Here is a 15590-nt window from a genome sequence, read left to right on the forward strand (position 1 = left end):
GAAGCATCCATGATCCTGACTCCCGAAACCCTCGCCTTCCTGATGGCCGCCGCATTGATGGCGGGTTGCATCGACGCGATGGCGGGCGGGGGCGGCCTGATCACCCTGCCTGCGCTGATGGCCGCCGGCATCCCGCCGGTGCAGGCGGTCGCGACCAACAAGTTGCAAAGCTGCTTCGGCACCTTCGGCGCCTGTGTCGCCTATGCCCGGCGCGGGCATATGGACCTGAAAACCTACAAGGGACCGGTGATCGCCGCTTTCGTCGGATCGGTCGGCGGCGCTTGGCTGCTTCAGCGGGTCGATCCGTCGATCCTGGCGGGGCTGATGCCTGCCCTACTCATCACCATCGCCGCCTATTTCACTTTCTCGCCGAAGCTGGGTGAGGCCGACCGGCACGCGCGCGTCGGCATCGGCGCACTGAGCGGCCTGATCGGCGTCATCGGCTTTTATGACGGCTTTTTCGGTCCGGGCGCTGGCGCTTTCTACACCACCATCTTTCTGGCGCTAGGTGGCCTCTCCATCCTGCGCGCCACCGCCCAGACCAAGGCCGCCAATTTCGCCAGCAATGTCGCGGGCCTGCTCACCATGGTCGCGGGCGGCCATGTGTTGTGGATCGCAGGCCTTACCATGGCCATTGGCAGCGTCATTGGCGGGCAGGTCGGCTCGCACCTCGCGATGCGGTTCGGCTCCCGGCTGATCAAGCCGCTGCTGATCATCATGTCGCTGGCGCTGACCGCCAAGATGCTGATCGATCCCAAAAACCCGATACACATCTATCTGTTCGGCTGATCGTCCGGCTGGAGCAGCCCGGCCACCCGGCGGCGCAGTTCGTCGACCGCGAATGGCTTGGTCAGCACTTCCATCCCATGTTCGATATGGCCGTGGTTCAGCACCGCATTTTCGGCATAGCCGGTCACGAACAATATCCGCAGATCGGGACGCAGAGCGCGCGCGGCATCCGCCACCTGCCGCCCGTTCAACCCGCCCGGTAGGCCGACATCGGTAACCAGAAGGTCCACCCGCGTCCGCGATTCCAGGATTTTAAGGCCCGACGGCCCGTCGCCCGCTTCGACGCAGGCATAGCCCAGGTCGGTCAGGGCATCGACCATCAACATGCGGACCGATGGTTCGTCGTCGATCACCAGCACGGTTTCGCCCGCCTCCGCCTCGACCACGGCATCCGGGGCGACGGGCGCGTCCTCATCCTCCTCGCCACGATGGCGGGGCAGATAGACGCATACCATCGTCCCCTGCCCGATTTCGGAATAGATGCGGACATGGCCGTGGCTCTGCCGGGCAAAGCCATAGACCATCGACAGGCCAAGCCCGGTCCCCTGCCCCATGGGCTTGGTGGTGAAGAAGGGATCGAACACGCGATCGAGGATTGCCTTGTCGATGCCGGTCCCGGTATCGCTGACGCACACCGTCACATATTGGCCGGGCGTCAGCCCATGGTCGCGCGCAGTGCGATCGTCCACCCAGCGATTGGCGGTCTCGATCGTGATCTTGCCGCCGTCCGGCATGGCGTCGCGCGCATTGATGCACAGGTTGAGCAGCGCATTTTCCAGCTGGTTGGCATCGACCAGCGCAGGCCACAGCCCGCCCGCCGCAATCGTCTGCACCTCGATCTGCGGCCCGACGGTGCGGCGCACCAGTTCGGTAAAATCGGTGAACAGCCGGTTGATGACGGTCGGCTTGGGGGTCAGCGTCTGGCGGCGGGAGAAGGCCAGCAGGCGATGGGTCAGCGCGGCGGCGCGACGGGTCGCGCCCTGCCCGGCGGCCAGATAGCGTTCGACATCCGCCGTGCGCCCTTCGGCCAGCCGCAGCCCGATCATCTCGAACGCGCCGGAAATTCCGGCCAGCAAATTGTTGAAATCATGGGCAAGGCCGCCGGTCAGCTGCCCGACCGCCTCCATCTTCTGCGCCTGTCGCAGTGCGGCTTCGGCCTCCTCCTGCTCGGCCAGCGCCTGCGCAATCCGCGCCTCCAGCGTTTCGTTGAGTTGGCGCAGTTCGTTTTCGATGCGGATGCGGTCGGTCACATCCTTGAACAGGACAGCGACCTGCTTGTCCTCAAACGCGCCAACGCGGAAGGAGGAAATGTCTAGATAGCGGCCGGTCGCGACAAGTTCGCGCTGGAAGCGGATCGGTTCGCCCGTGTGCAATACGCGGCCATAAAGCTCGACCCAGCCATCGGCCTCGTCCGGCACCATTTCGCGCAATTTCTGGCCGACGACATTGGGGATGCCGGCATTGCGTTCATAGGCGGCATTCGCCTCGATATGGATATAGTCGCTTAACGGTCCGTGCGGCCCATCGAAAAATTCGATGATGCAAAAGCCTTCGTCCATCGTTTCAAACAGCGTGCGATAGCGTTCCGCATCTTCTGTAAATGCCGACATGCCCCGATTGTCCCCCTGATCTTCCATATGGTGGCGCAGGGGTTGGAATGCCTGCCTGCCGCGCGAACGTGTGGAACGGCGATTCTTTCCCTTGGCCCCGCATTTTTCGTTCCGCTTGCGGTTTGGCGGGATTGGCGCGAGAGGGAAGGCGATGACCGCCCTGCCCATCCATGCCGTCCTGCCGGACCTGCTTGCCGCGCTGCGCACCGGCAGCAACGCCGTGCTGGTCGCGCCGCCGGGGGCGGGCAAGACCACGGCGGTCGCGCCAGCCCTGCTGGACGAACCATGGTGCAGCGGTCAGATATTGCTGCTCTCCCCCCGCCGTCTCGCCGCGCGCGCCGCTGCCGAGCGGATCGCCGAAATGCTGGGCGAACAGCCCGGCGGCACAGTCGGCTACGCCACCCGGATGGACAGCAAGATGTCCGCGCGCACCCGGCTGCTGGTGCTGACCGAGGGCATATTCGTGCGGCGGATTCAGGACGACCCGGAACTGGCGGGCGTGTCGGCGGTGCTGTTCGACGAAGTGCATGAGCGCAGCCTGGACAGCGATTTCGGCCTGGCCCTGGCGCTAGACGCGCAGGAGGGGTTGCGCCCGGACCTGCGCATCGTGCCGATGTCGGCGACGCTGGACGGGGCGCGCTTTGCCGCCTTGCTGGGCGACGCCCCGGTCATCGAAAGTGAGGGGCGCATCCAACCGCTCGAACTGCGCCATATTGGCCGCAATGCAGAGCGGAAGATCGAGGATGAGATGGCCGCCGCCATCCGCCGCGCCATCAGCGACGAGGCGGAGGGTGACCTGCTTGCCTTCCTGCCCGGCGTGCGCGAAATCGAGCGGACGGCAGAACGGATCGAGGGCGGTCCCTATGATGTCCATCTGCTCCACGGATCGCTCGATCCGGCAGCCCAGCGCGCCGCGATCCGGCCATCCCGGTCGGGCGCGCGCAAGATCATATTGGCGACCAGCATTGCCGAAACCAGCCTGACCATCGACGGCGTGCGGATCGTCGTTGATAGCGGGCTGGCGCGGCGACCCCGTTATGATCGGGCGGCGGGCGTCACCCGGCTGGTGACCGAACGCGCCAGTCAGGCGTCGGCGACCCAGCGCGCGGGCCGCGCCGCCCGCCAGCGGCCCGGCGTCGCCTATCGCCTGTGGGAGGCCGCCGCCAGCGCGGGAATGCCGCCCTTCGATCCACCGGAGATAGTGGAAAGCGACCTTTCCAGCCTGCTGCTCGACTGCGCTTTGTGGGGGGTTAGCGATCCGGCGACGCTGCGCTGGCTCGACCCGCCGCCCGCCGCCGCAGTGGCGGAGGCGCGCACCCGGCTGACGGCGCTGGAGGCGCTGGACGATGACGGGCGGATCACTCCGCATGGCAAGGCGCTGGCAAAACTGCCGCTCAGCCCGCGCATCGCCCATATGCTGGTGCGGGCGGGCGAGATGGGTCTGGCCCAGACCGCTGCCGAAATCGCCGTGCTGCTGGGTGAGCGCGGCATTGGCGGCCAGGACACCGACCTGACCCTGCGCCTGCAACGCTGGCGGCGCGAGAGCGGCAAGCGCGCGGACGCAGGCCGCGCGCTGGCGAAACGGTGGGCGAGACTGGTGGCGACGCCCGACCGTCTTGCTCCCCTCCCGCAAGAGGGAGGTCGATCGGAGGCACGTGACTCCGATCGAGGGGGAGGGTCTGTAACAGCTAATCTAGCGACACGCCCTCCCCTAGCCCCTCCCGCAAGCGGGAGGGGGACAGTCAGCGCGACGGAAGCGACCGGCCTCTGCCTCGCCCTCGCCTTCCCCGACCGCGTATCCAAACGCCGCTCCGCCGACGGCGCGGACTGGGCGAGCGTGGGCGGGCGCGGCTTCCGGCTCGATCCCCTCTCCCCCCTCGCCCGTGAAGAATGGCTGGCCGTAGGCGAGGTGCAGGGCAGCGCGGCAGGCGCGCGCATCCTATCCGCCGCGCCGATCAGCGAGGCGGACGTACTGGCGCTGTTCCCCGACCGGATCATGACCAGCCGCACCGTCCGCTTCCGCCCCGCCAATGGCGGGATAGAGGCGCTGCGGGAACGGCGGCTGGGCGCGGTGCGCCTGTCGTCGGGGTCCGACGACCGGCCCGATCCTACGGCGGTGGCCGCAGCATTGCTGGACGGGGTGCGGCAGGGTGGGCTTGACCTGCTCCCCTGGTCGGAGGCCGCCCAATCGCTGCGGATGCGCGCCGATTTTGCCGGTGTCGAGGCGCTGTCCGACGCAGCATTGATGGCCAGCCTCGACGACTGGCTCCCGCCTTTGCTGGCGGGCAAACGCCGCCTGTCCGACATCGACCGGTCGCAACTGTCGGGCGTGCTGGACGGGCTGATCGGCTGGGAAGGCAAGCAGCAGGTGGACCGGCTCGCCCCGCCCGATTTCCGCTCCCCCGCAGGCAGCACCCACGCCATCGACTATATGGCCGATGGCGGCCCGCGCGTCGAATTGCGGGTGCAGGCGCTCTATGGCCTGGCCGAGCATCCGACCGTGGGGAGCGCGCGCATCCCGCTAGTCCTGTCACTCACCTCGCCCGCTGGCCGCCCGATCCAGACGACGCGCGACCTGCCCGGCTTCTGGGCGGGCAACTGGCGCGATGTGGCGAAGGAAATGCGCGGCCGCTATCCCCGCCATCCCTGGCCCGACGATCCGACCGCCGCGCCGCCCACGCTGCGCACCAAGCGCGCCGATGCCCGCACCCGCTCTTGACTTCACGCCGGACGCTGGTGCAACGCAGCATCACGATTTACCGGAGTCTTTCGCGATGAGCGCGCGCATTTACCAGATCCAGAAGAACGCCCTGCAATCGGGCAAGGCGCTGACCCATAAATGGGTGCTGGAATATGTGCCTGCCGAAGCCAAGCAGGCCGATCCGCTGACCGGCTGGGCTGGCTCTGGTGACACGCAGCAGCAGCTCAAGCTCAGCTTCCCGTCGCAGGAGGCCGCCATTGCCTATGCGCAAAAGCAGGGCGTGGCCTATACCGTCATCGCGACCCCGCCCAAGACGCTGAAATTGCAGGCCTACGCCGACAATTTCCGGTAAAGGCGCAAAAGCACCGCGCAAATTCGGGCGCGATGCTGCCCGATTGCCGCCTTATTCCCTTGCCATAGGGCAGGCCGAGGCGGCAAAAGCCGTGCTTTACGGAAAGACAGAAGCAAAAGATGACGGATCGCACCGAAATTTTCGACAGCGTCACCGCGCAGGTCGCCCCCTTCAACAAAAAGGGCGTCGCGCTGACCGAAACCACCACCTTTGCAGGCGATCTGGAATGGGACAGCCTGACCGTGATGGATTTCGTCGCTGCGATCGAGGATGAATTCGATATCCTGATCACCATGAACATGCAGGCGGAGATCGAGACGATCGGCCAGCTGGTGGATGCCGTCGCGAAGCTGAAGGCCACGTAAATAGGAACAACATCCGTTCGCCCTGAGCGAAGTCGAAGGGCGTTGCTGAGCGAAGGCGAAGCATGAGGCCTCGGCTCCGCTCGGCACAGGGCTTCGACTTCGCTCAGCCCGAACGGTTTTAGGACCATGGATATTATGACCGACACCGCCATCGCCGCCGAAACCCGCGACTTGCTGTCCAAATTCGATCCCCTGATCGCCGAGCGCCAGGCGCTGCTGGACACCGGCGTGCGCGATCCTTTCTCGATCGTGATGGATCAGGTGCTCTCGCCCACCCGCGCGATCATCAAGGGCAAGGAAACCATCCTGCTCGGCACCTATAATTATATGGGCATGACCTTCGACCCCGATGTGGTGGCGGCGGGCAAGAAGGCGCTGGACGAATTTGGCGCTGGCACCACCGGCAGCCGGGTGCTGAACGGCACCTATCAGGGCCATCGCGAAGTCGAGGATGCGCTAAAGGAATTTTACGGCACATCGTCGGCCATGGTCTTTTCGACCGGCTATCAGGCCAATCTGGGCGTGATTTCGACGCTGGCCGGGCGCGGCGACTATGTCGTGCTGGACGCCGACAGCCACGCCTCCATCTATGATGGCTGCTTCCTGGGCGACGCGGAAATCGTCCGCTTCCGCCACAATAGCGTCGAAGATCTGGACAAGCGCCTTGGCCGCCTGCCCGCCGACGCGCTCAAGCTGGTGGTGCTGGAAGGCGTCTATTCGATGCTGGGCGACATCGCCCCCCTGCCCGACATGGTGGCAGCGGTGCGCAAACATCAGAACTGCATGATCCTGGTCGATGAAGCCCATGGCATGGGCTTTTTCGGCCCCAATGGCCGCGGCGTCTATGAGGAACAGGGCGTTGAAAAGGACGTCGATTTCGTCGTCGGCACCTTTTCCAAGTCGGTCGGCACGGTCGGCGGCTTCTGCGTCTCCAACCATCCCAAATTTGAGATCATGCGGCTGGTCTGCCGCCCCTATGTGTTCACCGCGTCATTGCCGCCCAGCGTTGTCGCGACCGCCGCGACGTCCATCCGCAAGCTGATGCACGCAGGCGAAAAGCGCGCGCATCTGTGGAAGAACAGCAAGCGGCTGCATCAGGGGCTGACCGATCTCGGCTTCACGCTGGGGACCAAAACGCCGCAATCGGCGATCATCGCGGTGATCCTGACCGATCAGGCCCAGGCGGTCGCGATCTGGCAGACGCTGCTGGAACTGGGCCTCTACGTCAACATGGCCCGCCCGCCCGCGACCCCGGCCGGCACCTTCCTGCTGCGCTGTTCGCTCTGCGCGGACCATAGCGACGAACAGGTCGAACAGATTATCGGCATGTTCGAGGTCGCGGGCAAGGCAACGGGCGCAATCGCCTGACCCGGTGCGCCATTGATCGCGATCGTTTCGCTGCTATCCTTATTCGGCTAGTGTGACGAGTGATGGCGGACAGCGACATTATGGACGATCAGGAAAGGGGCTGGCGCGTGGCGATACGGCGCCTGTTGCCGTTCCTGCTCGGCATCCTGCTGGTCGGGTCGCTGGGCGCTTTGCTCTATAGCGCCAGCAACGCCTCGCGCGAACATCAGCAGGCGCTGGCCGAACAGCAGCGCAGCTTTGAGATTATCGCGCTGGCCCGCGCATTCGAGGCCCAGACCGCCCGCGCCGAAGTGACGCTTGCCCGCTATGTCATCGGCCTGAACCCGGACACGGGCCGCCTATTTCAGGACCAGTGGCGCACTGCGGGCGCGCAGTTGAAGGCGCTGAGCTATGCCACGCGCGGCACCGGCTGGCAGCGTGGCAATGTCGAGGCATTGCACCATGCCTATATGGCGCGCGGCAAGACGCTCAACGAAATCGGGCTGCGCACCACCTATGACCAGAAAATGGCCGCGCTGGGCCGCTTTCATGAGGCCGGGACGTCGCGCGACCTCAAACGCATCACCGCTTTGCTCGACCGGGTGATCCAGGCGGAAAATCTGCGCCTGCGCGAACGCAGCCTGGCGGTGACGCTGGCGGGGGACCGCACCGAATTGATGGGGCAGACATCGCGCCTGCTGGGGCTGGCGATGCTGGTGTGCGTCCTGTTCGCCGCCTGGTTCGCCCATGTCGCCTATAGCGACCGCCGCAACGCCCGGCGGCTGGCCGAGGCGGAGGCGGAGCGCGCCGACCGGCTGGACCTTGCGGTGCGCACGCGGACGGCTGAACTGACCGACGCCTATGAGCGGCTGAAACAGGAATCGATCGAGCGCGCGGCGGCGGAGGAAAATCTGCGCCAGATGCACAAGATGGACGCGGTGGGTCAGCTGACCGGCGGCATCGCCCATGATTTCAACAATATGCTGGCGGTCGTTGTCGGTGGATTGGAATTGGCCAAGCGCAATATCCGCTTGAAGCCGACAGAAGCATCCCGCCATCTCGACAATGCGATGGAGGGGGCCAATCGCGCGTCGGCCCTCACCCGCCGCCTGCTCGCCTTCGCCCGGTCCGAACCGTTACTGCCCAGCGCGGTCGATCCCGATGCGCTCGTGTCAGGCATGGCCGACCTGATCGACCGCACCATTGGCGACCAGATTATCGTGGCCCTCGCGCCCAAGGCGCAGGGGTGGCGCATCTTCGTCGACCAGCATCAGATGGAAAATGCGATCCTGAACCTGTGCGTCAATGCGCGCGACGCGATGGACGGGCGCGGGCGGCTGACCATCGGCACGGGCCAGGCGGTGCTGGCGGCAGGCGAAGTGGGCGATTGCGTGGCGGGCGATTATGTCGTGCTGACCGTCGCCGACGATGGCTGCGGCATGAGCGCGGAGGTGCTGGCCCGCGTGTTCGAACCGTTTTTCACAACCAAGCCGGTCGGCAAGGGCACCGGCCTTGGCCTCAGCCAGATTTTCGGCTTCGTGCGCCAGTGCGAGGGCGAAATCCGCATCGAATCCGAACCCGACAAAGGCACCAGCGTCCATATCTACCTACCCCGCCGGATGGGCGGCGCAGCGGACGATACGGTCGATGCGGCATCACCAGCGCGCGTCGCAACGCTCCATCCGCCCACCCGCATCCTGGTGGTCGAGGATGATCCGCGCGTGCTGAACCAGACGATGGCGGCGCTGGCGGAGCTGGGCCACCTTCCCATCGCCTGCGATCATCCGTCGAAGGCCGCCAAGCTGCTGGCCAACAACAGCGATATTGGCCTGATCATGAGCGACGTGCTGATGCCCGACCTCACCGGCCCGGAAATGATCCGCGCGCTGCCCGCCCAATATCGCCATCTGCCGGTGTTGTTCGTGACCGGCTATGCCGGGGACGCGACCGCCAGCGCCGATTTTGTCGGCCATGAAGTGCTGCGCAAACCCTATACGCTGATGGCGCTGGCCAATGCGCTGTCGACCGCGCTCAACGGATCGACCCAGAGCGGAACAGTCGCGGCAGCAGAGTGAGCGCACCCAGCAGCGGCCAGCGCCGTTGCCACGGCTTGATGACGATCGCGGTCCCGGCATGGCGGTTGATCTTCCACGCCAGATAGTCGATCCCGCCCGCATAGGTGAAGCTCGCCTTGGCCAGCCGCACCACCGACAGCCACTTGCCGCGCCGCTGCAGCGCACGCCAGCGCCGGGCAGCCTGTTCGGGTGACGGCGGCAGGCCGTCCGCCAGCGCCGCCTCACCGAAACGGCGATAGCGATCCGGGTCAGCATCCACGATCGAGAGCGATCGGCCCTTGCGCTCGGCCCGCAATTCCGCGCCATAGGTCAGGGTGAACCCTTCCTTCCACAAGGATAGCGCATCCTGCCCATCCGCCATAGGCCGGGCTAGCGAAAGCAGGGTCGGCGTGGCTTGGGCGACCGCCGCAATGGCGCGTTCCCGCGCATCCTCATCCGCCGCCCACAACAGCCGCGACGGCTGCGCAAAGCGCGCCCACACCGACACATTGTCCGCTTGCCCGCTGCACAGCCGGGCAAAGTCAGCCTCCGACAGCACCGCATATTTGGCGATCAGCCCCTGATGCTCGAATGGAAAGACATTGGGCGGGATCAGCCTATTGGCCCGCGCCAGCCAGCTTTTGCCATAAGCGGCGCGATAGTCCGACACGATCAGATAGAAATCGAGCATCAGCCCGTCGAGATTGGCCTCCCGCAGGCAGGAGCCGTAGAATAGCACCGCGCGGGCAGCATGTGGATATTTCGCCGCCAGCGCACCCGCCATGGCCGCCGCGCGCGGATCGGCGGGCTGGAACAATTCGGCAGTGACAAGGGGGAGGAGAGATTGGGGCATCGGTCCTTCATACACGCCGTGTTCCCGCGAAGGCGGGAACCCAGTTCCAACGGCGGGGCTATGTCCCCGCCTTCGCGGGAACAGGCCATTATTTCAAGTCCGCCGCCTGAAAATCACCGACAGATTGTTCGCCGCCATCTCGACCTGCCGGTCAAAGCGCAACCCCTGCGCCGCCGCCGCCGCCACGACATCCTCCAGCCGCCGCAATCCCCAGCGCGGGTCGCGCGCCTTGAGCGAGGCGTCGAACGCCAGGTTGCTGGGCGCGGTCTCCACATCGTCGCGGATATAAGGACCGTAGAGATAGAGCAGACCGCCCGGCGGCAATGCCCGCCCTGCCCCACGCATCAGCCCCAAAGTCGCGTCCCACGAACTAATATGCACCATGTTGATGCACAATATCGCATCAACATGGTCCACCGGCCAGTCACCCGCCGCGTCGAGCAGAATCGGCGCGCGCAGATTGGGCAACCCCGCCTCCGCCCGCCACGCCGCGATCGAGGCGAGAGCGGCGGGATCGGGGTCGCTCGGTTGCCAGTCAAGCGCGGGCATTGCTGCGGCGAAATGAATCGCATGTTCGCCACTGCCGCTCGCCACCTCCAGCACAAGGCCGGAAGGCGGCAAGACATCGCGCAGGATCGCAAGAATGGCGTCCCGGTTCCGCAACGTCGCGGGGGCGTGGCGTTTCTGCGCTTCGCCGCCCGCTTCGCCCGGAACCCAGAGCGTCATTCCGCCGCCTGCGCGAGCGCCGGCGCTTCCCAAGTCAGCACCGGCTTGCGCGCCGCCAGCGTTTCATCGAGGCGACGACGCGGCGCATGATAGGGCGCCCCCTTCAAGGCCTCGTCCCCTGCCTTGGCCCGCTGCGCCAAGCTGCGCAACGCCATGATGAACTGGTCGAGCGCCGCCTTGCTTTCCGTCTCGGTCGGTTCGACCAGCATCGCGCCATGGACGACCAGCGGGAAATACATGGTCATCGGGTGGAAACCCTCGTCGATCAGCCCCTTGGCGATGTCGAGCGTGGTGAAGCCCTCGGCCAGCCCCTTATCGCTAAACAGCGCCTCATGCATACAGGGTCCGCTGCCGCCGAACGGCGCATCCAGCACATCGTCCAGGCTGCGCAGGATATAATTGGCGTTCAGCACCGCATCCTCGGCCACCTGCCGCAGCCCGTCCGCGCCATGGCTCATGATATAGGCCAAAGCGCGGGTGAACATGCCCATCTGGCCGTGGAAGGCGACCATGCGGCCGAACGTTCCGGCATGATGATCCTGCGCCGATTCCTCCTCGATCAGGACGAATGTGTCGCCCTGCTTTTCCACGAAGGGTAGCGGCGCATAGGGCGCGAGCGCTGCCGACAGCACGACCGGGCCGGAACCGGGACCGCCGCCGCCATGGGGGGTGGAGAAGGTCTTGTGCAAATTGATGTGCATCGCGTCGACGCCCAGGTCGCCGGGGCGGACCCGGCCGACAATGGCGTTGAAGTTCGCGCCATCGCAATAAACGAACGCGCCCGCCGCATGGACCGCGTCGGAAATCGTCTTGAGGTCGCGCTCGAACAGGCCGCAGGTATTGGGATTGGTGATCATCACCGCCGCCACGTCCGGCCCCAGCCGCGCGGTCAGCGCCGCCAGATCGACCCGGCCTTCGGGGGTCGCGGGAATATCCTCGACCTTATAGCCGCAGAAAGCCGCCGTGGCAGGATTGGTGCCATGCGCGCTTTCGGGGACCAGCACGACGCTGCGCGCATCGCCACGCGCTTCGAGCGCCGCGCGGATCGCCAGCAGGCCGCACAGTTCCCCATGCGCGCCCGCCTTGGGCGACATCGCGACGCTATGCATGCCCGTAAGCGTCACCAGCCATTCGGCCAGCTCATGGATCACCGCCAGCGCGCCCTGCACCGTCGATTGCGGGCTGAGCGGGTGGAGATCGGCAAAACCGGGCATCCGCGCGACCTTTTCATTAAGGCGCGGATTATGCTTCATCGTGCAGCTGCCGAGCGGAAACAGGCCCAGGTCGATGGCGTAATTCTGGCGGCTGAGGCGCGTATAATGGCGCACCGTTTCCTGTTCCGACAGGCCCGGCAGACCGATCGCCCGGCGCTCCAGCCCGCCAAGGCGGCTGGCCACCTTGGGCGCGGGTGCGAAATCGACGCCGGTGGTGTCGGTCGATCCAATCTCGAAGATCAGCGCCTCTTCCAGCATCAGCGCACGGTTGCCGGTGACGGTCGCGGGGGCCATATGCGCGTCCGCGACGGGGGCCGGGGTGGTGGGGCGGCCTTCCTTGAGCATGGTCATGCCGCAATCTCCTTGTTCGCGCCGTATTCCCGTGAAGGCGGGAACCCAGTCCCGCCCTTGCGGGTAGCGAAACCGCCGGACTGGGCTACCGCCTTCGCGGCAGCACTGAGGCTATGAATGGTCATGCCAGTTCCTCCTCCAGCGCCTGGGCCAGCGTTTCGATATCCTCCACCGTGACCGTCTCGGTCACCGCGACGACCAGCCCGTTGCCGACCGATGCGTGCTGCGGGAACAGGCGACCCAGCGATACCCCGGCCAGCACGCCCTTGTCGGCCAGGCTACGCACAACCTCACGCGCGTCCTTGGTCAGGACCAGCGTGAATTCGTTGAAGAAGCTGTCGTTGAGCAAAGTCACGCCCGGCACCTGCGCCAATCGATCGGCGGCCTGCACCGCCAACCCATGATTGAGCGCCGCCAATTCGCGCAGCCCCTTTTCCCCCAACAGGGTCATGTGGATGCTGAACGCCAGCGCGCACAGCCCTGAATTGGTGCAGATATTCGACGTCGCCTTCTCGCGGCGGATATGCTGTTCGCGGGTGGAGAGCGTCAGCACGAACCCGCGCTTGCCCGCCGCATCCACCGTCTCGCCGCACAGGCGTCCGGGCATCTGGCGGACATATTTCTGCTTGCACGCGAAGAGGCCCAGATAGGGACCGCCGAACTGGAGCCCGACGCCGATCGACTGCCCCTCCCCCACCACAATATCCGCGCCCATCTCGCCCGGCGGCACCAGCGCGCCCAGCGCCACCGGCTCGGTCACGACCGCCACCAGCAGCGCGCCGGCGGCATGGGCGGCGTCCGCCAGCGGGGTCAGGTCGGCGATACGGCCCAATATGTCGGGATATTGCACGACGACGCAGCTTGTATCCTTGTCGATGCCCGCGATCAGCGCATCGATATCGGTCGCGGCGCTCAACGTCGGCGCGTCATGGACCAACTGGTCGCCGGTGAATTTCGCCATGGTATTAGCGACCGACACATAATGGGGGTGCAGGCCCGACGACAATATCGCCTTGCTCCGCTTGGTGATCCGCCGCGCCATGCCGATCGCTTCCCAACAGGCGGTCGACCCGTCATACATGGATGCGTTCGCCACATCACAGCCCAGCAGGCGCGCCACCTGCGTCTGAAACTCGAACAGAACTTGCAACGTCCCCTGCGCGATTTCCGGCTGATAGGGGGTGTAAGCGGTCAGAAACTCGCCGCGCTGGATCAGATGATCGACGCTGGCCGGGACGTGATGCTTATAGGCACCCGCGCCCAGAAAGAAGGGCGCTTCCCCCGCCGACAGATTCTGCCGCGCCAGCTTGCTCATATGGCGCTCGACCGCCAGTTCGCTGGCATGGTCCGGCAGCCCGGCGATCTTCGCCGAAAGGCGGGCCTCGGCGGGCACATCGACAAACAGGTCGTCGATCGAGGCGGCACCGATGACGGACAGCATCTGCTGCCGGTCGGTGTCGGTAAGGGGTAGGTAGCGCATGTCCAATACTCCCCCCTCGCCCCATCATCCCCCCTCCCGCTTGCGGGAGGGGTCGGGGGAGGGCATGTGACGGAGATGGCGCGACACGCCCTCCCCTGACCCCTCCCGCAAGCGGGAGGGGAACTAAAGATTAAAGCGCGGCCACAAACTTCTTGTAGGCCGCTTCGGTCATCAGCCCTTCCAGCTCGGACGGGTCGGTGATGCGCAGCTTGAAGAACCAGCCATCTTCCTCGGCGTCGCTGTTGACCAGCGCCGGTTCATCCTCCAGCGCGCCATTGGCTTCGATCACTTCGCCCGAAATCGGCGCATAGACGTCCGACGCGGCCTTGACCGATTCGACCACGGCGGCGTCGTCGCCCTTGTCGAACGTCGTGCCTTCGGCGGGCAGTTCGACGAACACGATGTCGCCCAGCTGCTCCTGCGCATAATCGGTGATGCCGACCGTGGCGATCTCGCCCTCGACGTCGATCCATTCATGTTCGTCGGTGAAATAACGGCTCATGGATATACTCCCCGGAATGATTTGCGTGAGAATCAGGCCTTGCGGCGGTAACGGTGCGGCACGAACGGCATGGGCGCAACCACCGCGGCGATGCGCTTGCCGCGCACCTCAATCTCCAGCGCGGTGCCGATGGCGCTATGGGGCAGGCTGACCCAGCCCATCGCGATCGGCGCGCCGACGCTGGGCGCGAAACCGCCGGATGTGACATCGCCCACCTGCACATCGCCGAGATAAATTTGTGCGCCCTCGCGCGCGGGCAACCGACCCTCGATCGTCAGGCCCACCCGCTTTGCGCCCGGACCATCGGCCAGTTCCTTCATCACCCGGCCATGGCCGATAAAGCCGCCTTCCTCGCGGCGGCGTTTCTGGATGGCAAAGCCCAGATCCGCGCCGATCGTGCTGACCGCAGGCGTCAGGTCATGGCCATAAAGCGGCAATCCCGCCTCCAGCCGCAGCGAATCGCGCGCGCCAAGGCCGATCGGCTTGACTTGCGACAGCGCGCAGAGCGCGTCAGCAAAGGCGACGGCAGCGTCCGCAGGCAGGCTGATTTCAAACCCGTCCTCGCCAGTATAGCCCGACCGGCTGATCCACAGCGGCACCCCGTTCCAGTCGAACGCACCGCACTGCATGAAGGTGAGGTCAGCCGTCCCCGGCACCAGCACAGCCATCGCTTCGCCCGCTTCTGGCCCTTGCAACGCCAGCAGCGCCTGATCGGCCATATGGTTCATCACGACGTCGTCGGGCAGATGCTCGATCATCCAGCCAATATCGTCATATTTGGTCGCGCCGTTGACCACCATATAGATCGCCGCGTCATCGAACGCGCCGTCTGCGGGACGGGACACCATCAGATCGTCAAGGATGCCGCCATCGCGATCCAGCAGCATCGAATAGCGCTGACGACCGGGCTTCAACCCCTTTATATCGCTGGGCAGCAGCAGTTCCAGCGCCTCGTCGACGCCCTCGCCGGAGAAGGTCAACTGCCCCATATGGCTGACGTCGAACAGGCCCGCATGTTCGCGGGTCCAGCTATGTTCGGCCATGATGCCGTCATATTGGATCGGCATATGATAACCGGCAAAACCGACCATCCGCGCGCCACGCGCGCGATGCCAGGCGTCGAGCGGCAAGGCCTCCAGCGGCAGGGCGTCTTCCAGCGTGGCGATGTTATCATTGGCGGTCATAAGACGGCCTTTCCGTGAGAGGGCGCAGCGACGATCAGCCCGGCCCGCAAAGGGCCGCCTTG

General features: G+C 65.7%; 13 protein-coding genes. 6 read left to right on the forward strand and 7 right to left on the reverse strand.

Features of this window, described 5'->3' with window-relative positions; genetic code table 11:
• Positions 1-9 precede the first annotated feature (9 nt).
• Entirely contained in the window at positions 10-789 is a 780-nt protein-coding gene (locus ACODR8_RS15785) for a TSUP family transporter (protein ID WP_489008155.1), read from the forward strand.
• Here ACODR8_RS15785 and ACODR8_RS15790 read toward each other — a convergent pair.
• Positions 774-2399 (reverse strand): ATP-binding protein, encoded by a 1626-nt coding sequence (locus ACODR8_RS15790; RefSeq protein WP_489008156.1) that lies wholly within the window; start codon positions 2397-2399, stop codon positions 774-776. The two genes, ACODR8_RS15785 and ACODR8_RS15790, sit on opposite strands and share 16 nt — an antisense overlap.
• 151 nt (positions 2400-2550) lie before the next feature.
• On the opposite strand from ACODR8_RS15790, the gene hrpB reads away from it, so the two are divergent.
• From hrpB to ACODR8_RS15815, 5 genes are all read left to right on the forward strand, one after another.
• Positions 2551-5118, forward strand: coding sequence for an ATP-dependent helicase HrpB (hrpB, locus tag ACODR8_RS15795; protein WP_489008157.1), 2568 nt, complete (start codon positions 2551-2553; stop codon positions 5116-5118).
• A 55-nt stretch (positions 5119-5173) separates the two neighbouring features.
• Positions 5174-5452, forward strand: coding sequence for an ETC complex I subunit (locus ACODR8_RS15800; protein ID WP_294130695.1), 279 nt, complete (start codon positions 5174-5176; stop codon positions 5450-5452).
• A gap of 119 nt (positions 5453-5571) precedes the next feature.
• Entirely contained in the window at positions 5572-5817 is a 246-nt protein-coding gene (locus ACODR8_RS15805) for an acyl carrier protein (RefSeq protein ID WP_489008158.1), read from the forward strand.
• Between the two features lie 135 nt (positions 5818-5952).
• Positions 5953-7185, forward strand: a complete 1233-nt coding sequence (gene spt / locus ACODR8_RS15810; RefSeq protein WP_489008159.1) for a serine palmitoyltransferase — start codon at positions 5953-5955, stop codon at positions 7183-7185.
• Between the two features lie 62 nt (positions 7186-7247).
• Positions 7248-9239, forward strand: coding sequence for an ATP-binding protein (locus ACODR8_RS15815; protein WP_489008160.1), 1992 nt, complete (start codon positions 7248-7250; stop codon positions 9237-9239).
• Here ACODR8_RS15815 and ACODR8_RS15820 read toward each other — a convergent pair.
• The 6 genes from ACODR8_RS15820 to gcvT all read right to left on the reverse strand — a co-directional run bounded on the left by ACODR8_RS15820 (position 9196) and on the right by gcvT (position 15528).
• Positions 9196-10071, reverse strand: coding sequence for a hypothetical protein (locus tag ACODR8_RS15820; protein ID WP_489008161.1), 876 nt, complete (start codon positions 10069-10071; stop codon positions 9196-9198). The genes ACODR8_RS15815 and ACODR8_RS15820 overlap by 44 nt on opposite strands.
• Positions 10072-10164: 93 nt before the next feature.
• A complete protein-coding gene (locus tag ACODR8_RS15825) occupies positions 10165-10797 on the reverse strand; it encodes a DUF938 domain-containing protein (RefSeq protein WP_489008162.1) in 633 nt (210 codons plus the stop codon).
• Positions 10794-12362 carry an aminomethyl-transferring glycine dehydrogenase subunit GcvPB gene (gcvPB, locus tag ACODR8_RS15830; RefSeq protein ID WP_489008163.1) on the reverse strand — a complete coding sequence of 523 codons (1569 nt, stop codon included), beginning with the start codon at positions 12360-12362 and terminating at the stop codon, positions 10794-10796. The genes ACODR8_RS15825 and gcvPB overlap by 4 nt, the downstream gene beginning before the upstream one ends.
• A 121-nt stretch (positions 12363-12483) precedes the next feature.
• Complete coding sequence (gcvPA, locus tag ACODR8_RS15835) at positions 12484-13842, reverse strand: aminomethyl-transferring glycine dehydrogenase subunit GcvPA (protein ID WP_489008164.1); 1359 nt, start codon at positions 13840-13842, stop codon at positions 12484-12486.
• Positions 13843-13972: 130 nt separating this feature from the next.
• A complete protein-coding gene (gcvH, locus tag ACODR8_RS15840; RefSeq protein ID WP_489008165.1) occupies positions 13973-14344 on the reverse strand; it encodes a glycine cleavage system protein GcvH in 372 nt (123 codons plus the stop codon).
• A gap of 32 nt (positions 14345-14376) precedes the next feature.
• On the reverse strand, positions 14377-15528 hold the full coding sequence (gcvT, locus tag ACODR8_RS15845) for a glycine cleavage system aminomethyltransferase GcvT (RefSeq protein WP_489008166.1): 1152 nt from the start codon (positions 15526-15528) through the stop codon (positions 14377-14379).
• Positions 15529-15590 lie beyond the last annotated feature (62 nt).

Source organism: Sphingobium sp. FG58 (assembly GCF_057809055.1).